Source organism: Deinococcus maricopensis DSM 21211 (assembly GCF_000186385.1).
In the GTDB taxonomy this organism is placed as follows: Bacteria; Deinococcota; Deinococci; order Deinococcales; family Deinococcaceae; genus Deinococcus_B; species Deinococcus_B maricopensis.
Window position 1 is genome coordinate 2,956,709 of record NC_014958.1, and the last position, 16,990, is coordinate 2,973,698.

Consider the following 16,990-nt stretch of genomic DNA (forward strand, 5'->3'; position numbering starts at 1 on the left):
TGGGCGTGGCGAGGGGGCGCGCGCGTGGTATAGGCTGAGGTGATGCCGCTCGCGGGAACGCTCGTGGAAGGACGCTACCGTCTGGTGCGGCCCGTTGGTCATGGCGCGAGCAGCGTCGTGTACTTCGCGGTGGGGACAGACGGGTTGCCGTACGCCGTGAAGGTTTTCCCGGCGGAACTCATGGCGCGTGCGGAGCGGGAGTTGTCGCACAGCCCGGCGCTCACGCACGCGCGGATCACGCCGGTGCTGACGCGCACGGAAGTGCAGGGCCTGCCGGCCCTGGTGCTGGGGTTCGCGCGCGGGCGGGTGCTGTTCGATCGGTACACGCGGCGCCCGGCGCTCACGCAGGAGCGCCGGGCGTTCCTGTTGACGCTCGCGCACGTGCTGGAGGCGCTCGGCCACCTGCACGCGCAGGGCATCGTGCACCGGGACGTGAAGCCGGAAAACATCATCGTGGACACGGACGGCAGCGCGAAGGTGGTGGATTTCGACCTGAGCGGGCCGATCAATGAGGCGTTCAGCACGCCGCTGCGTATCGGCACGGCGGCGTTCCAGTCGCCGGAGGCGGTGCGCGGCGAGCCGCTCGGGCCGGAAAGTGACCTGTACGGCGTGGGGGTGCTGCTGCACTGGGGCATGTACGGCGCGCTGCTGGATGAGGAGGGGGCCGGGCCGCTGCCGGAGACGCGCGATCCGCTCGAGGGGTTGCGGCGGACGCTGCTGGAACCGGACCGGTTCGCGCGGCCATCGCGGGCCCTGGACGTGCGGCGGCAGCTGCTGAGCCTGGCGAGCCTGCCGTACTGAGCGTCCCTGGTGGTTGCGGCAGCAGCGCCGCCCCCACGAGTGGGGGCGGCGCTGCTGTGGGGGTCAGAACGGCGCTTCGGCGGTGGCACGCTCCTGGGCGCGGTCGTTGTTGCGTGCGCCGGTGCCGACGGTGGCTTTGTTGGGGTCGACGTAGGCTTCGATGACTTTGCCGTTGCCGCGGAAGCTGATCAGGGTGACGTACTGCACGCCGCCTTCTTCGCCTTCCTTGAGGTGGGGCGGGTCGGTGGGGCGAGCGCCGCGGCTGTACTTGACGATTTTGGGCAGCTTGAGTTTTTTGGTGTCGACTTCGTCGAGTTCGCGGCGTTTGTAGCTCTGGCCCTTGTACATGACGGCCTGTTCGCCGTCGGCGTTGGTGTAGGGGCGGGCGCCGATGAGGGTCCAGTCGAAGTTGTCGGCCATGGCGAGGGGGAGGCTGAGGCCGCCGGCGGGGATGTCTCCGCTGGTCCAGCCGCCTTTGCCGTATTTGCGTAGGGTGTTGAGGATGTCGCGGTCGTCCTGAACGTCGACGCTGATGCTGGTGCCGAGGGGGCCGGTGAGGTGCAGGGTGGGCATGATGTTCTCCTTTTCTGGGTGGCCGTCTCACCACCCATCGGTTTTACGTAAATAGCGTAACACATTTTGGGGCGGTATGCGTCGCCTCCCCTCCGCCCGGTCTGGCACCACCCCGCGCTCGGTGTTACTGTGGTCAAGGCAGCCCCGCTGCCGCATCCGCCACCACACACGGGCCACGTGAGGCCCGTAAGGACATCCACCGCGTCGCGTGAGACGCGCACCTCCCGCCACGTGCGGCGGGATTGGAGCCCGGACATGATGCATACCCCCCAACGCGCGAGCGCCCACCCCGGCCGCACGCCGTCCACCCACGCCCGCACGGAGCGCGCATGAGCGCCCCCGTCGAGCGCGGCGAACTCCGCTACGAAGGCAAAGCCAAACGCGTCTACGCCACCCCCGACCCGCAACAGTACGTCGTGGAGTACAAGGACGACGCCACCGCCTTCAACGGCCAGAAACGCGACCAGATCCTCGGGAAGGGCAGCGTCAACAACGCCATCACCAGCGCCCTGTACCCGCACCTCGAACGCGCCGGCGTGCCCACGCACTTCATCGCGCAGCTCAGCGAACGCGAACAGCTCGTCCGCGCCGTCGAGATCATCCCCGTCGAAGTCGTGGTCCGCAACGTCGCCGCCGGCAGCTTCAGCAAACGCCTCGGCATCACCGAAGGCACGCTGCTCGCGCGCCCCATCGTCGAGTACTACTACAAGAGCGACGTACTCGGCGACCCCCTCATCAACACCGACACCGCCATCAGCATGGGCTGGGCCACCGACGAGGACCTCAGCACCATCAAGGCCCTCGCCCTCAAGGTGAACGCCTTCCTGACGCCGTACTTCCTCGCGCGGGACATCCGCCTGATCGACTTCAAACTCGAATTCGGCAAGACGCACGACGGTCAGATCGTCCTCGCCGACGAAATCAGCCCCGACACGTGCCGGTTCTGGGACGCCGTCAGCGGTGAGCGCCTCGACAAGGACCGCTTCCGCCGCGACCTCGGCAACGTCGAAGGCGCGTACCAGGAAATGCTCGCGCGCGTCACCCGCGAACAGGCGTAACCCCACCCGGCGGGCGCGCCACCCCGGCACGCCCCCGCCCACCGAAGGCAGGCCCCCATGCAGTACAAGGCGAAAGTCTACGTCACCCTCAAACCCAGCATCCTTGACCCGCAGGGCCGCACCGTCGAACGCGCCCTCACGCACCTGAACCACCAGAACGTCGAGGGCGTGCGCATCGGCAAGTACATCGAACTGACCCTCGAAGGGGAACGCGCCGACGTCGAAGCGCAGCTGCGCGACATCAGCGTGAACGTCCTCAGCAACCCCATCATGGAAGACGTGCGCTTCGAACTCGAAGAGCAAGCGGTGGAGCAGTCCGCGTGAAGACCGCCGTGATTCAGTTCCCGGGCAGCAACTGCGACGCCGACGCGCTGCACGCCGCCGGGAACGTCATCGGGCAGGACGCCACCTTCGTGTGGCACACCGACACGCAACTCCCGGACGTCGACGTCGTCCTCGTACCCGGCGGCTTCAGCTACGGCGACCACCTGCGCAGCGGCGCCATCGCCGCGCGCAGCCCCATCATGACCGCCATCCGCGCCTTCGCGGATGCCGGCGGGTACGTGATCGGCATCTGCAACGGCTTCCAGATCCTCACCGAAGCCGGTCTGCTGCCCGGCGCGCTCACCCGCAACGGCCACCTGCACTTCACGTGCCAGCCCGTGCGCCTGCGCGTCGAACGCACCAACACGCCGTTCACGAGCGCGTACACCAGCGGGCAGACCGTCACGATCCCCGTCGCGCACGGCGAAGGGAACTACTACGCGGACGCCAACACCCTCGACCGCCTCGAAGGCGAAGGGCAGGTCGTGTTCCGCTACGTGGACAACCCCAACGGCAGCCTGAACGACATCGCCGGCATCGTCAACGACCGCCGCAACGTGCTCGGCATGATGCCGCACCCGGAACGCGCCGTGGAGCACCTGCTCGGCAGCGCCGACGGCCTCGGCGTGTTCCAGAGCCTGCTCAGCCGCGTCGGAGCCTGACCACCCGTGAGCGCCGCCACCCGCGACTTCCTGACGTGCCTGCTGCACGCGGAATTCGCGGCGCTCACGGCGGCGCTCTCCGGCGTGCCCGAAGGGCACTTCGGGCACGCTGACGATGGGCCGCGCAGCGCCGCCTGGCACGCCGTAAGCGCCCTGCACAGCGCCCACGCTGCCCTCGCGCTGCTCGGCGCGCCCACCGTCCTCCCACCCACGCCCCACGGGCCCGCCGCCACGCTCGACGCGCTGCAGCGCACCTCAGCGCTGCTGCTCCACGCCCTGCGCGCCGCCGACGACACGCGCTTCGCGCCGGAACGCACCGGCGACGCGCGCACCGTGAACGGCCTCGCGGCGTTCCTGCGCGCGCTCACGCACCACCGAGGGCAAGTGGCCCTCATGCACAAGGAGAACCCCCATGACGCAAGCGACCTCGCTGCGCGATCAGGCCAGCACGTTCGGCCTCACCACTGAAGAATTCGACCTGCTCGTGAGCAGCATCGGGCGCGACCCGAACGCCCTGGAAGCCGCCATCGTCGGCGCCATGTGGAGCGAACACTGCGGGTACAAGAACTCCCGCCCGCTGTTCCGCGTGTTCCCCACCACCGGCCCGCAGGTCCTGCAGGGCCCCGGCGAGAACGCCGGCGTCGTGGACATCGGCGACGGCCTCGCCGTGGCGTTCAAGATGGAAAGCCACAACCACCCGTCAGCGGTCGAGCCGGTGCAGGGCGCCGCGACCGGCGTGGGCGGCATCCTGCGGGACATCTTCGCCATGGGCGCGCGCCCGTTCGCGGTGCTCGACAGCCTCCGCTTCGGGAACCCCGACAGCGCCCGCACGAAATTCCTCGTGCACGGCGTCGTCGAAGGCATCGCGCATTACGGCAACGCCATCGGCGTGCCCACGGTCGGCGGCGAGGTGACGTTCCACCCCAGCTACCAGGAGAACCCGCTCGTGAACGTCATGGCGCTCGGCCTGCTCCGCCACGAGGACCTCGCCAAAGGCACCATGGGCGAGGTCGGCAACAAGATCGTGTACGTCGGCAGCAAAACCGGCCGTGACGGCCTCGGCGGCGCCGTGTTCGCCAGCGCGGACCTCAGCGACGCGTCGCAGGCGGACCGCCCGGCCGTGCAGGTCGGCGACCCGTTCATGGAAAAGCTCCTGCTCGAAGCCACCCTCGAAGCGATCGAGGCGGGCCTCGTCGCGGGCGTGCAGGACATGGGCGCCGCCGGCCTCGTGAGCAGCACCTGCGAGATGGCGTACCGCGCGAACCTCGGCGTCACCATGGACCTCGACGCCGTCCCCACCCGCGAAGCCGGCATGGTCCCCATGGAACTGTGCCTCAGCGAATCGCAGGAACGCATGGTGCTCGTGCCCGTCCCCGGCAAGGAACAGGCCCTGTTCGACCTGCTCGCCAAATGGGAACTGGACGTCGTCGAAATCGGCGAGGTCGAAGCGCACGACCGCTACCGCCTCACGTGGCGCGGCGAGGTCGTATGCGACCTGCCCGTCGCGCTGCTGAACGAAGCGCCCAAGTACACCCGCGAAGGCGTCGAAAGCGAAGAGATCAAAGCCAAACGCGAACAGGACCTCAGCGGCATCCCCATCCCCGAGGACCTCGAAGGCACGCTGCTGCAGCTCCTATCGCACCCCACCATCGCCAGCAAACGCCCCATCTACGAGCGCTTCGACCATCAGGTCATGACGAACACCGTCGTCGTGCCCGGCACCGCCGACGCCGCCGTCCTGCGCGTCAAGGGCACCCGCAAAGGCGTCGCCGCCACCAGCGACTGCAACCCCCGCTACGTGTACCTCGACCCGTACACCGGCGCCGCCGCCGCCGTCGCCGAAGCCGCCCGCAACCTCGCGTGCGTCGGCGCCACCCCCCTCGCCATCACCGACAACCTCAACTTCGGCAACCCCCACCGCCTCGACGTGTACTACCAGCTGCAACAGGCCACGCAGGGCATCGCCGACGCCTGCCGCGCCCTGAACACCCCCGTCACCGGCGGGAACGTCAGCCTCTACAACCAGTACGTCGAAGAAGGCCGCACCGTCGCCATCCACCCCACCCCCACCATCGGCATGGTCGGCGTCCTCCCCGACATCGGCCTGCGCGCCACCCAGGCGCTCGCCGAAGGGCAGGCCATCTACCTGCTCGGCCACCACGCGAACACCATCGGCGCCAGCCAGTACCTCGAAACCATCCACGGCCTCGAAGCGGGCCGCGTCCCCACCCTCGACCTCACCCTCGAACAGAAGGTCATCGACGGCGTCCTCGCGCTCATCCGCGCCGGACACACCAAAACCGCGCACGACTGCGCCGAAGGCGGCCTCGCCGTCGCCCTCGCCGAAATGTGCATCAGCGGCCAGACCGGCGCGACCGTCCTCCTCGAAGACGACGCCCGCCCCGACGCCCTCCTGTACGGCGAAGCGCACGCCCGCATCCTCACCGGCGTCCCCTACGCGCACGCCGACGCCGCCGAAACGCTCCTGAACGAACTCGGCGTGCCCTTCACGCGCCTCGGCGACACCGGTGGTAACACGCTGAACATTGCCGTCACCGCCGACGGTCCACAATTGAGCGTGAACCTCGACACGCTCCAACGCGCCCACGCGGCGCCCCTCCGGGAGATCCTCGCGTGACCGAACTCTGGCCCCTCGAGTCCCTGGAACTCGAAGACAAGCCCCGCGAGGAATGCGGCGTGTTCGGCATGTACAGCGCCACCCCCGTCGACCTCGCCTGGATGACGTACCTCGGCCTGTTCGCCCTGCAGCACCGCGGGCAGGAAGCCGCCGGCATCTGCGTCAGCGACGGCGAGAAATTCCACGTCGAAAAGGACCTCGGACTCGTCACGCAGGTCTTCGACGAACGCAAACTCGACACCGTCCGCCTCGCGAACGCCCGCGTCTCCATCGGCCACGTCCGCTACAGCACCACCGGCAGCAACCTCCGCTTCAACGCGCAACCCCTCACCACCCGCACCAACAAAGGCGTCCTCGGCCTCGCCCACAACGGCAACTTCGTGAACGCCCTCGAAGTCCGCAAAGGCCTCCTCGACGAAGGCGCCCTGTTCCAAACCACCAACGACAGCGAAGTGATGCTCAACCTCATCGCCCGCCAGGCGAAAGAGGACCTCATCACCGCCACCGCCAACGCTATGCGCGAACTGCGCGGCGGGTACGCCTGCGTCCTCATGAGCCGCACGCAACTCGTCGGCTTCCGCGACCCCAACGGCGTGCGCCCCCTCGTCATCGGCCAACGCGACGACGGCGCGTGGGTCATGGCGAGCGAACCGTCCGCACTGTACGCCGTCGGCGCGCGCCTCATCCGCGACGTCCAACCCGGCGAGCTCGTCTGGGCGGACCGCGACGGCCTGCACTCCATGATGGTGCACGCCGCACGCCACACCCCCTGCGCGTTCGAATGGATCTACTTCGCCCGCCCCGACAGCACCCTCGACGGCGTCAGCATCCACGAAAGCCGCGTGCGCATGGGCGAACAACTCGCCCGCGAACGCCCCGTCGAAGCGGACATCGTCGTGCCCGTCCCTGACAGCGGCATCGGCGCCGCCATCGGCTACGCCCGCGCGAGCGGCATCCCCTTCGACTACGGCCTGTACAAGAACCCCTACGCAGGCCGCACCTTCATCGCACCCACCCAGGAAGCGCGCGAACTGAAGGTCAAGATGAAGCTCTCCCCCACCAGCGCCGTGCGCGGCAAACGCGTCATCCTGATCGACGACAGCATCGTGCGCGGCACCACCAGCCGCCAGATCGTGAACCTCCTGCGCGAAGCGGGCGCCACCGAAGTGCACTTCCGCGTGAGCAGCCCGCCCATCACGCAGCCGTGCTTCTACGGCATCGACACGGCCGCCCGCAAGGAACTCGTGGCGAGCACACACACCATCGAGGAGATCCGCGAGCTGATCGGCGCGGACACGCTGAGCTTCATCAGCGAACGCGGCCTGGAAGCCGCCATTCAGGGCCCCGGCGTGTGCCTTGCGTGCTTCAACGGCGACTACCCCGCCGGTACGCCCCTCCTGAACGACGTGGACAAGCTCGCGCTCGAAGTCTGAGCGGCTGTTCCGGGCAGCGCAGGTGTAAAGCCTGCGCTGCTTTGTTGATGCACTTACCGGACTCGCGCGATGTGTTTTTTACTGTTTGCGACTCTTTCGAGCTTTCCTTCACGCATCAATAGGCCAATGAGACTGTACGAAAGGTAATCCTTTGAACCTCCACCATAGTCACTTCTGAGGCCAAGCAAGCTCGCGGCTTCCGCATTGGTCACGCCTTGCTCGTTCGCTTGAGCAAGTTCAAGCAGAGCTTCTTTGAGTAAGGCCAGGCCAATTTGGGCTTTCTCTTTGACGCCTGATGGAACAACGAGTGACCCACGCGCTTTTCTGGCTAAGCCAGAAGGCATGACGGTATTCGTTAATAGGCCGCCAGATGCCTGCGTCCCAAAAGCAGCAATCAATTCCGCTTCAAGCCTGAGCGCCTGCAACTCCGTGAGATCGTCAATGAGGCGGACCACCAGTACCTCTTTTCCCGCCGCTTGAATTTCCTGAATCCGCTGACCTTTAAGTGAGTTATCGACATTCACCAAATGGGCGTAAGATCTCGTCCCTGTGCCTTTACCGATATAAAACGGTAAGGCTGGCGAGCTGGTCGGATCTTTCAACGCGTATACGTAATACCCTTTGGCTTCAGTCATTGCCTCTGCAGCCTAAACCGCTTCAGCATCAGAGCAGCGGGCGTTGCTGTGTCCATTGAGCCAGGAGCGCCACGACCCTTGCCGGATCTGAGAGCCGATAGGCTGCTTTTGTTTCCCCCTCGCCGACTTTGATGGTGGTGCCGTTCATTTCGCGGAGCGCCTTGAAGCCTTCCTCGTCGGTCACATCGTCACCAATGAATACAGGCAGGTGGCTGGGTGCTTCCTGCGCAAGCCTCCGCACGGCTTTGCCTTTGCCGAAGCCGCCAGGACGGAACTCGCGGACTTTTTTGCCGGTCATCATCTCCCAGCCGTCGGGGAGCTTGAGGCGCGCGAGCTGCCGCTCCACGTTCGCCTGCTGCGCCTCGGGGACTTCGCGGTAGTGGACGGCGAGCGTCCAACCTTTGTCCTCCACGCGCACGCCGGTCGTGCCCGGCAGCTGCGCGCGGAGGGCGTCCAGCGCGGCGGTGTCGGGAGGCTGGAGGGACTCGCCGGGCCATTCCATGCCGTGCAGGCCGATGACGGGGAGGTCGGGGAGGTTCAGGAACGCATGGACCTGCTGTGCGCGGCGGCCCGTGACGATGGCGGCGCGGTGCTGTCCGCCGTTCAGGAGGGCGTGGAGGGCTTCGCGCGCGCCGGGTTCCGGCCACGCGTCCTCGGGGCGGGCGACGATGGGCGCGAGGGTACCGTCGTAGTCGAGGATGACGAGCAGGGGGCGCGTGCCGAGCGTGAGGAGGTCGGGGGGGAGGGTCATGCGCCTCCGTGGTCTTGAAGCTTGAGTTCGTGCAGGAAGGTGTCCGTCCAGGCGTGCAGGTCGCTGTCCCGCAGGTGCTCGCGCAGGCGCGTGAGGCGGGCTTTTTTCTCGTCGAGGGGCATCTGGAGGGCGGTGCGCATGGCGTCGGAGAGGTTCTCGGGGCTGTAGGGGTTTACCTGGATGGCTTCGGGCATTTCGTCGGCGGCGCCGGCGAAGCGGGAGAGGATGAGGGCGCCGTCGCGGGCGCACGCGGCGAATTCTTTGGCGACGAGGTTCAGGCCGTCGCGGAGGGGGGTGACGAGCATGGCGTCGGCGGCGCGGTAGTGGGCGACGAGTTCGTCGCGGGGGACGCCGCGGTAGATGTACTGGATGGGGGACCAGCCGCCCTGGGTGTGTTTGCCGTTGATGCGGCCCACGAGGCCTTCGACCTGGTTGCGGAGCTGGCGGTAGGAGTCGACGCGTTCGCGGCTGGGCACGGCGATCTGGAGGAGCGTGACGCGGCCGCGCGTTTCGGGGTGGCGGTCGAGGAACAGGTCGAACGCTTCGAGGCGTTCGGGGATGCCTTTGGTGTAGTCGAGGCGGTCGACGCCGAGGAGGATCTGCGTCTGGAGGGTGCGGCGGATGCGGTCGGCGGTGTCTTCGACTTCGGGGCTGGTGGCGAGGTGTTCGTAGGCGTCGACTTCGATGCCGATGGGGCGGTCGACGATGCGGGCGGCGCGGCCCTTCCAGTGGACGAGGTCGCCGGAGGTGTCGGCGCGCAGGGCGCGGCGGCAGGTGTTCTGGAAGTGCGCGACGTAGTCGGGGGTGTGCATGCCGATGAGGTCGGCGCCGAGGATGCCGTCGAGGATGTCGAGGTCCCAGGGGAGCGTGCGGAACACTTCGACGCTGGGCCAGGGGATGTGCCAGAAGAAGCCGATGCGGGCGTTCGGGAGGGCGTCGCGGATCATGCGGGGCACGAGGGCGAGCTGGTAGTCATGCACCCAGATGAGGTCGCCGTCCTGGTAGGCGGCGATGGCGGCGTCGGCGAAGCGGCGGTTGACGTTCACGTAGGCGCGCCAGGCGCTCGCGTGGTACTGGGTGCGTTCGATGAAGTAGTGACTGATGGGCCAGAGGGCGCGGTTGGAGAAGCCGTAGTAGTAGTCGCGGACTTCGGCGTCGCTGAGGCGGATGCGTTTGAGGCGGTAACGGGGCTGTTCGGTGGGGAGGTCGACGTCGGTGACGTCGGGGTGTTGTTCGCCCCAGGCGATCCAGGTGCCGCCGGCGTGCTGCAGGGCCGGGTCGAGGGCGGCGGTGAGGCCGCCGATGGACGGCGTCCATTGGAGTTCGCCGTTGTCGTTGCGGGTGGGGGCGTAGGGTTCGCGGTTGGAGAGGACGATCAGGCCCATGCGGTGTCCTTTCGTGGGGTGGGGCGTATCCTGCGGGGATGACGCCTTCTCGTTCTCAGGTTCGGCCGGGTCTTACGGTGGACATCGTGCAGAAGCAGGATCAGCCCACCGGGCGCCTCACGCGCGGTGTGGTCGCGCAGTTGCTGACGCGCAGTCCCAGTCATCCGCACGGCATCAAGGTGCGGCTGACGTCCGGTCAGGTGGGGCGCGTGCAGCGCGTGGTGACGAGTGAGGATTCGTCCGCGTGAGGGCGGGGCGGCGCATGTGGCGCCGCCCCGCGTGCCGTGACGTTCAGCGCTCGTCGGTGGGTTCGGTGGGTTGGGTGTCGCCGGTGACGGCGGCGTCGTTGCCTTCGCCGGGTTGGTAGGCGTCGCTGCCGTATCCGTAGCGGTTGTCGTCGGGGGTGCGGCGGTCGTCGTGCGTGTCGGGCCGGGTGTCCTGGGTGTCGTTCGTGTCGGTCATGGTGGGCCTCCTGTGCCCCACAGCGTGCCGCGTTCGGGCGTGGCGTGGGTGATGCGCACCTGAACGTGCGTTAGGACGCGCGTTGGTTGGGCGTTAAGGGCCGCTGGGGGTGCGCTCATGCGGGGTTGGCGCGTGCGGGCCTACGGTGCGGGGTGAAGGAGGCCCTCATGCCGAAAGCCTGGAGCAACAAGGACGAGCGTCAGTACGAGCATGTGCTGCAAAGCGAACTGGACCGCGGGGAGTCCCGGGACCGCGCGGAGGAGATCGCGGGGCGCACGGTGAACAAGCACCGGCGCGAGGAGGGGCGGACGCCGAACGCGCGGACGCAGGGCACCGGGAACCCGAACCTGGCGTTGGAGGACCTCACGCGTGACGAGTTGTACAACCGCGCGCGTGAGCAGGGCATTGGTGGGCGCAGCAAGATGACGAAAGCGGAGCTGGTGCGCGCGCTGCAGTCCTGAAGCGTGCGCGCGAGGAGGGCGGCCCTGGTGGGCCGCCCTCCTGTGGTGGGGTGCTCAGCTGCGGTGGCTGCCGGTGGTCGTGGCGGTGGTGGTGCTGGGTTCGGTGGTGGTGCCGACGCCGGAGGTGACGCCGGTGCTGTTGCTGCCGGTGTCGTCGTGGCGGTTGTCGGTGCTCATGCCGCCCTGGCTGCTCTGGCCGCCCATGGTCATGCTGCCCTGCAGCCCGCCGGATTGGCCCATGCTGCCCATCTGGCTCATGCCCTGCTGCTGGACGCGGATCTGGTTGTGGACGTCGCGGACGCCGCGGACGCGTTCGGCGCAGTCTTCGGCCATGCGTTTCTGCTGGCGGTCGGTGACGGTGCCGGTGAGGGTCACCTCGCCGTTCTGGACCATGACCTCGATGTCGCTGGCGTCGATGCCGTGGTCGTCTTCGAGGGCGTCGCTGACCATTTCGCGGATGCGGTCGTCGCTGCGCTGGTAGCCTTTGGGGCCTTTGCCGCGGTGGCTGATGCCGCTCATGCCCATACCGCCCATGCTGCTCATGCCCGTCTGGCGGTCCTGGCCGTAGCCGCCCATGCCGTACCCGCCGCCCTGCATGCCCATCTGCCGTCCGTCCTGGCTGCCCATCTGGCGGTCGTCGCCGATGCTGGAATAGAAGCCGTCGTGGCTGCTGTAGCCGCCGCCGCCGCCCATGCGGCCCGACATTCGGCTGGGGTTCATGTCGCGGTCGGTGCCCATGCCGAGGTTGCTCTGGCCGTAGGCGAAGCTGCGGTCGTCGCGGTAGCCGGTGTTGCGCTGGTACATGCCGCTGCCGTGCAGGCTGTCGCTCCCCATCTGGCGGTCGTCGCGGCCGTAGCCGTAGGCTTCGCTGCCGCTCATGCCCATGCCGCCGCGCATGCTGCGTTCGTCGTAGCGCTCACGCATGTCGTCGCGGCCGTACCCGCCCTGCTGGGCATAGCCGCCCTGGGGCATGTCCATGCCGCGGCCCTGGCTCATCTGGTCGTGGGCGCGCTCGCCCATGCCCATCATCTGGCGGTCCTGGCCGTACCCGCCGCCTTGCATGCCCATCTGCCGCCCGTCCTGGCCGGTGCTGATGAGGTACCGCTCGTCGCGGCGGTCGTGCTGGTAGCCCTGCATGTAGCGGTCATCGCGTCGGTTGGTCATGGTGGTGCCTCCTTCTTGAATGAACGTACGTTCGTTGGCCGTCTCTCCAGTCATACCGCCGGTGTGCGCGGGTCAGATGATAGGCAGCTTCAAGGCGTGCCGGGCGTCACCTCATGAGGGGTCCGGTACGCTGAGCGGGATGACGAACCTGTACCAGCTGGAAGCGGCGTACCACGAACGCGTGTGGGGCGGGCAGCGCCTGCGCGCGCAACCACACGGCACACCCATCGGGGAGGCGTGGGTGGTGGCCGAGGGCGGACGCGTGGCCGGCACGGACCGGACCGTCGCGGACTTCGCGCGCGACGAAGGCGCGGCGTTCCTCGGGTCGGACGTGGCCGCGCGGTACGGCGCGCGGTTCCCGCTGCTGATCAAGCTGCTGGACTGCGCGGACTGGCTGTCCGTGCAGGTCCACCCGGACGACGAGCAGGCGGCGCGTCTGGTGGGCGAGGGGGCGTTCGGGAAGACCGAGGCGTGGCACTTCCTGGAGGTCGCGCCGGGCGCGCGCATTCTCGCGGGCGTGCGGGAGGGAACCAGCCCGGCGGCGCTCGCGGACGCCATTCGGTCGGGGACGGTGCTGGACGTCGCGCAGGCCGTGGACGTGCGGGCCGGCGACTCGGTGTTCATCCCGGCGGGCACGCTGCACGCGCTCGGGCCGGGCATGCTGCTGTACGAGGTGCAGCAGACGTCAGACACGACGTACCGCGTGTACGACTGGGATCGCCCGGCGAGCGCGGGGCGGGCGCTGCACGTGGAGGAGTCCGTGGCGGTCACGGACGCGGCGGCGCGCGCGCAGGTGACGCCCACCCCGGGGGACGCGCCGGGCGTTCACACGGTCGTGACCTGCCCGTACTTCACGCTGGACGTGCTGCGCGTCCCGGCTGCCGGGCAGTCCGAGGATACGCGCGGCCGCAGCTTCCACGCGCTCACGGTCACGAGCGGCGAGGTGGAGGTGCGCGCGCACGGGGAGACCGTGACGCTGCGCCGCCTGGAGACGGTGCTGGTGGCGGGCGGGGCGGGCGCGTATACGCTGCGCGCGCTGGACGGGACTGCGGAGGTCCTGCGGGCGTTCGTGCCCACGGCCTGCTGAGCGCCGCGCGGGGTCAGGTGCGGCCGCGGGAGTGGCCGGTCGTGACCCCGCCCGCGATCAGGTGCGCGGCGCGCAGCGGCTCCGGAATGTGCCCGTGCACGGTCAGGGCCCGCAGGGCGCCGTCCGCTTCGGCCAGGGTCAGGCCGACGCGCTGCACGTACGCGCCGGCGCACGGCTCCATCGGCCCGAGCGCCTCGATCAGGCGCCACTTGCGCGGCCCACCGGGCACGTGCGTGAGCAGCGCGTCGCGCACGCGTTCCAGGCGGGGCGCGCGGCGCGCGACGATGAGCACGGGCAGGCCCGTCGCGGCGCTCAGGGCGGGCGCGTCAATGACGTTGAATCCGGCGAGGGCCACGCCCTGCAGCAGGATCAGGTGCAGGTGCGCGCGCTGAGGCGTGCCGTTCACGAGGCGCGTGAGTTCGCGGGTGGCGTTCGCGCCGTCGCGGCGGACGCGGCCGCTCAGGACGGCGTGCAGGTGCGTGTGCGCGTACACCGTCCCGATGATGCGGACGTCGCCGCGGTGTTCGGGCGGGAACGGCGCGTCGTCGAACGCGATCGCGTGCGTGAGGGCGCGGGTCATGCTGACGTTCTACTGCGTGCCGCGCGCGCGCCGGACGGCGTGCGCGCCCGGCGGTGTTCCTGCGTGAGGAACAAAGGTGGTTCGCGCCGGGGGTATTCATCAGATACGCGCGGTATGCTATTGGGCGCGATGGACGATTCCCAGCACAGCACGGTGATGTCCGGCGGGAACGCCGCTTTCGTGGAGTCGCTCTACGAAGCGTACCTGTCTGACCCCCAGAGCGTGGACGCCGAGTGGCGCACGTATTTCGACGAGTTGAGAGGCGGCGCGCGCGACACGCCGCACACCCCTGTTCAGCAGGCCTTCCTGGAGATCGGTCGCCGCCGCGCGCCCGTCGTGGTGCAGGCCTCCGGCGGCGTGAACGCCGCGCAGCAAGCCGCGGGCGCGCTGATCACGGCGTACCGCGTGTACGGCCACATCAGCGCGAACACCAACCCCCTGAAATGGCGCGGCCTGCCGGTCGTGCCGGAACTCACCCCCGAGTACTACGGCCTGACGAGCGCCGACCTGAATGAACGCGTTCAGGACGGGCACTTCAAGGGCACGCTCGGTGAGGTCATCGATCAGCTGCGCCGCACGTACTGCGGCGCGATCGGCTTCGAGTACAACTACCTGCCTTCCCGCGAGCGCGAGTGGTTCCAGGAGCGCGTGGAGCGCAACAAGGGCCGTGGGGCGTTCACGGGGCCGGAGCGGCAGCGCATCATGGCGAAGCTGAATGCCGCCGAGGGCCTGGAAACGTACCTGCACAAGCGCTACGTCGGGCAGAAGCGCTTTTCGCTGGAGGGCAGCGAGGCGTTCATTCCGCTGATGGACCGCCTGATTCAGCGCGGCGGCGAACTCGGCGTGAAAGAAACCGTCATCGGCATGGCGCACCGTGGGCGCCTGAACGTGCTGGTCAACATCTTCGGCAAGAAACCCGCGGACCTGTTCGCGGAGTTCGAAGGCAAGAAGGTCCTCAGCGACGATCCGGACATCGCCGGCGACGTGAAGTACCACATGGGCTTCAGCAGTGACGTGCGCACGCCCGGCGGGCCCATGCACCTCGCGCTGGCGTTCAACCCGTCGCACCTCGAGATCGTCTCGCCGGTCGTGCACGGCAGCGTCCGCGCACGCCAGGACCGCCGCGGCGACACGGAGCGCCGTCAGGTGCTGCCCATCACCGTGCACGGCGACGCGGCCGTGAGCGGCCAGGGCGTCGTCATGGAAACGCTGAACCTGTCGCGCCTGCGCGGCTTCACGACGGGCGGCGCGGTGCGCATCGTCATCAACAACCAGATCGGCTTCACCATCAGCGACCCGCGCGACACCCGCAGCAGCCGCTACTGCACGGACGTCGCGAAGATCGCGAACGCGCCGGTGCTGCACGTAAACGGCGACGACCCCGAAGCGGTCGTGTTCGCCGGGGACCTCGCGCTGGAGTACCGCCAGACGTTCGGCAAGGACGTGTTCATCGACCTGATCAGCTACCGCCGTCACGGGCACAACGAGGGCGACGACCCCACCATGACGCAGCCGATCATGTACCGCGAGATCAAGGACCACACGACCACGCGCGCGCTGTACGCCGCGCAACTGGAACGCGAGGGGGTCCTGCCGGCCGGTGAAGGCGACGCGATGGTGTCGCGCTTCCGTGACCGCCTCGACGCGGGCGACACCGTCGTCGAGGAAATGGAGAACCTCGAGCAGAGCAAGCTCGCCGCGGACTGGCGCGCGTACAAGAACACGCACTGGACCGAGGACGCCCCCACCGGCGTGAGCGAGGAGACGCTCACGCAGCTCGGCGCGAAGCTCGCCAGCGTGCCCGAAGGCTTCAAGCTGCACCGCGTGATCGAACGCGTTCTGAAGACGCGCGGCGACATGGCGAGCGGCAACACCCCGCTCGACTGGGGCATGGGCGAAATGCTCGCGTACGCCACGCTGCTCGTCGAGGGGTACCACGTGCGCCTCGTCGGTCAGGACTCCGGCCGTGGGACGTTCGTGCACCGCCACGCCGTCCTGCACGATCAGGCCGCGCAGGACCCCATGAACGAGGAGTACATGGCGCTCGGGCACCTCGCGCCCGAGCAGGGCCGCGTCGAGGTCATCGACAGCACCCTGTCCGAGGAAGCCGTCATGGCGTACGAGTACGGGTACAGCACCAGCGAACCGCTCGCGCTCGTCGCGTGGGAAGCGCAGTTCGGCGACTTCGCGAACGGTGCGCAGGCCGTCATCGACCAGTTCATCAGCGCCGGCGAGAACAAGTGGCAGCGCCTCAGCGGCCTGACGCTGCTCCTCCCGCACGGGTACGAGGGTGCCGGCCCGGAGCACAGCAGCGCCCGCCTGGAGCGCTACCTGCAGCTGTGCGCGCAGGGCAACATGCAGGTGGTCGTGCCGAGCAGCGCCGCGCAGATCTTCCACCTGCTGCGCCGTCAGGTTGTCCGCCCGTACCGCAAGCCCCTGATCGTCATGACACCCAAGAGCCTGCTGCGCAACAAGCTCGCGGCGAGCCCCCTGTCGGAGCTCACGCACGGTAGCTTCCGCGACGTGATCGGCGACGACACCGTGACCGGCGCGCGACGCGTGATCATCAGCAGCGGCAAGCTGCACTGGGAACTGTTCGAGGCGCGCAACGAAGCGGGCCTGGACAACGTCGCCCTGATCCGCCTGGAGCAGCTGTACCCCTTCCCCGCCGACGCGCTGCGCGCGGAACTCGCGCAGCACCCGAGCGCGCAGGTCGTGTGGGCGCAGGAGGAACCCCGCAACCAGGGCGCGTGGCTGATGATTCAGGATGACCTGCGCGGCGTCCTCGCCGACGGCCAGACCCTCACGGTCGCGTCGCGTCCGCGCAGCGCCAGCACCGCCGTCGGATACATGCACCGCCACGTGCAGGAGCAGAAGGCCCTGATTCAGGCGGCGCTCGGCGCGCGTGAACCGCAGGCCGCTCAGGAAGCCGTCACGACCGCCATCAAGAACGCGCAAGCCCAAAGCTGAAGTCCC

General features: G+C 68.7%; 18 protein-coding genes. 11 read left to right on the forward strand and 7 right to left on the reverse strand.

The window, feature by feature from the left end; genetic code table 11:
* Positions 1 to 42 precede the first annotated feature (42 nt).
* Positions 43 to 801, forward strand: coding sequence for a serine/threonine-protein kinase (locus DEIMA_RS13920; protein WP_013557906.1), 759 nt, complete (start codon positions 43 to 45; stop codon positions 799 to 801).
* Between the two features lie 63 nt (positions 802 to 864).
* Here DEIMA_RS13920 and DEIMA_RS13925 read toward each other — a convergent pair whose 3' ends face one another.
* Positions 865 to 1,374 (reverse strand): single-stranded DNA-binding protein, encoded by a 510-nt coding sequence (locus DEIMA_RS13925; RefSeq protein ID WP_013557907.1) that lies wholly within the window; start codon positions 1,372 to 1,374, stop codon positions 865 to 867.
* 329 nt (positions 1,375 to 1,703) lie between these two features.
* On the opposite strand from DEIMA_RS13925, the gene purC reads away from it, so the two are divergent.
* The 6 genes from purC to purF are packed head-to-tail and all read left to right on the forward strand — an operon-like array spanning position 1,704 to position 7,489.
* Positions 1,704 to 2,432: a phosphoribosylaminoimidazolesuccinocarboxamide synthase gene (purC, locus tag DEIMA_RS13930; RefSeq protein ID WP_013557908.1), complete on the forward strand. Its 729-nt coding sequence runs from the start codon at positions 1,704 to 1,706 to the stop codon at positions 2,430 to 2,432.
* Between the two features lie 57 nt (positions 2,433 to 2,489).
* Positions 2,490 to 2,756 carry a phosphoribosylformylglycinamidine synthase subunit PurS gene (gene purS, locus DEIMA_RS13935; RefSeq protein WP_013557909.1) on the forward strand — a complete coding sequence of 89 codons (267 nt, stop codon included), beginning with the start codon at positions 2,490 to 2,492 and terminating at the stop codon, positions 2,754 to 2,756.
* Positions 2,753 to 3,418, forward strand: coding sequence for a phosphoribosylformylglycinamidine synthase subunit PurQ (gene purQ, locus DEIMA_RS13940; RefSeq protein WP_013557910.1), 666 nt, complete (start codon positions 2,753 to 2,755; stop codon positions 3,416 to 3,418). The genes purS and purQ overlap by 4 nt, the downstream gene beginning before the upstream one ends.
* Positions 3,419 to 3,424: 6 nt before the next feature.
* Complete coding sequence (locus DEIMA_RS13945) at positions 3,425 to 3,886, forward strand: hypothetical protein (RefSeq protein ID WP_013557911.1); 462 nt, start codon at positions 3,425 to 3,427, stop codon at positions 3,884 to 3,886.
* The gene (gene purL / locus DEIMA_RS13950) at positions 3,831 to 6,056 is read left to right on the forward strand and encodes a phosphoribosylformylglycinamidine synthase subunit PurL (RefSeq protein ID WP_013557912.1); all 2,226 of its coding nucleotides are present in this window, start codon (positions 3,831 to 3,833) and stop codon (positions 6,054 to 6,056) included. The genes DEIMA_RS13945 and purL overlap by 56 nt, the downstream gene beginning before the upstream one ends.
* Positions 6,053 to 7,489, forward strand: coding sequence for an amidophosphoribosyltransferase (purF, locus tag DEIMA_RS13955; protein ID WP_013557913.1), 1,437 nt, complete (start codon positions 6,053 to 6,055; stop codon positions 7,487 to 7,489). Before purL ends, purF begins: the two co-directional genes overlap by 4 nt.
* A gap of 53 nt (positions 7,490 to 7,542) precedes the next feature.
* Here the strand turns inward: purF and DEIMA_RS17390 are convergent, their stop codons facing one another.
* The 3 genes from DEIMA_RS17390 to DEIMA_RS13965 are packed head-to-tail and all read right to left on the reverse strand — an operon-like array spanning position 7,543 to position 10,260.
* Entirely contained in the window at positions 7,543 to 8,124 is a 582-nt protein-coding gene (locus DEIMA_RS17390; RefSeq protein ID WP_076736889.1) for a GIY-YIG nuclease family protein, read from the reverse strand.
* Between the two features lie 28 nt (positions 8,125 to 8,152).
* The gene (otsB, locus tag DEIMA_RS13960) at positions 8,153 to 8,875 is read right to left on the reverse strand and encodes a trehalose-phosphatase (RefSeq protein ID WP_013557914.1); all 723 of its coding nucleotides are present in this window, start codon (positions 8,873 to 8,875) and stop codon (positions 8,153 to 8,155) included.
* On the reverse strand, positions 8,872 to 10,260 hold the full coding sequence (locus DEIMA_RS13965) for an alpha,alpha-trehalose-phosphate synthase (UDP-forming) (RefSeq protein WP_013557915.1): 1,389 nt from the start codon (positions 10,258 to 10,260) through the stop codon (positions 8,872 to 8,874). The genes otsB and DEIMA_RS13965 overlap by 4 nt, the downstream gene beginning before the upstream one ends.
* Before the next feature lie 38 nt (positions 10,261 to 10,298).
* Between DEIMA_RS13965 and DEIMA_RS13970 the strand changes: the two genes are divergently transcribed.
* Positions 10,299 to 10,508, forward strand: coding sequence for a YwbE family protein (locus tag DEIMA_RS13970; RefSeq protein WP_013557916.1), 210 nt, complete (start codon positions 10,299 to 10,301; stop codon positions 10,506 to 10,508).
* 43 nt (positions 10,509 to 10,551) lie between these two features.
* Here the strand turns inward: DEIMA_RS13970 and DEIMA_RS18340 are convergent, their stop codons facing one another.
* On the reverse strand, positions 10,552 to 10,722 hold the full coding sequence (locus tag DEIMA_RS18340; RefSeq protein WP_013557917.1) for a hypothetical protein: 171 nt from the start codon (positions 10,720 to 10,722) through the stop codon (positions 10,552 to 10,554).
* A gap of 167 nt (positions 10,723 to 10,889) precedes the next feature.
* Between DEIMA_RS18340 and DEIMA_RS13975 the strand changes: the two genes are divergently transcribed.
* On the forward strand, positions 10,890 to 11,183 hold the full coding sequence (locus tag DEIMA_RS13975; RefSeq protein WP_013557918.1) for a hypothetical protein: 294 nt from the start codon (positions 10,890 to 10,892) through the stop codon (positions 11,181 to 11,183).
* Positions 11,184 to 11,237: 54 nt separating this feature from the next.
* On the opposite strand, the gene DEIMA_RS13980 is transcribed toward DEIMA_RS13975, so the two are convergent.
* Positions 11,238 to 12,347, reverse strand: coding sequence for a BON domain-containing protein (locus DEIMA_RS13980; protein ID WP_013557919.1), 1,110 nt, complete (start codon positions 12,345 to 12,347; stop codon positions 11,238 to 11,240).
* Between the two features lie 139 nt (positions 12,348 to 12,486).
* On the opposite strand from DEIMA_RS13980, the gene DEIMA_RS13985 reads away from it, so the two are divergent.
* Positions 12,487 to 13,434, forward strand: coding sequence for a type I phosphomannose isomerase catalytic subunit (locus tag DEIMA_RS13985; RefSeq protein WP_013557920.1), 948 nt, complete (start codon positions 12,487 to 12,489; stop codon positions 13,432 to 13,434).
* Between the two features lie 13 nt (positions 13,435 to 13,447).
* On the opposite strand, the gene DEIMA_RS13990 is transcribed toward DEIMA_RS13985, so the two are convergent.
* Positions 13,448 to 14,014: an endonuclease dU gene (locus tag DEIMA_RS13990; protein ID WP_013557921.1), complete on the reverse strand. Its 567-nt coding sequence runs from the start codon at positions 14,012 to 14,014 to the stop codon at positions 13,448 to 13,450.
* A 129-nt stretch (positions 14,015 to 14,143) separates the two neighbouring features.
* On the opposite strand from DEIMA_RS13990, the gene DEIMA_RS13995 reads away from it, so the two are divergent.
* Positions 14,144 to 16,984: a 2-oxoglutarate dehydrogenase E1 component gene (locus tag DEIMA_RS13995; RefSeq protein WP_148234971.1), complete on the forward strand. Its 2,841-nt coding sequence runs from the start codon at positions 14,144 to 14,146 to the stop codon at positions 16,982 to 16,984.
* Positions 16,985 to 16,990 lie beyond the last annotated feature (6 nt).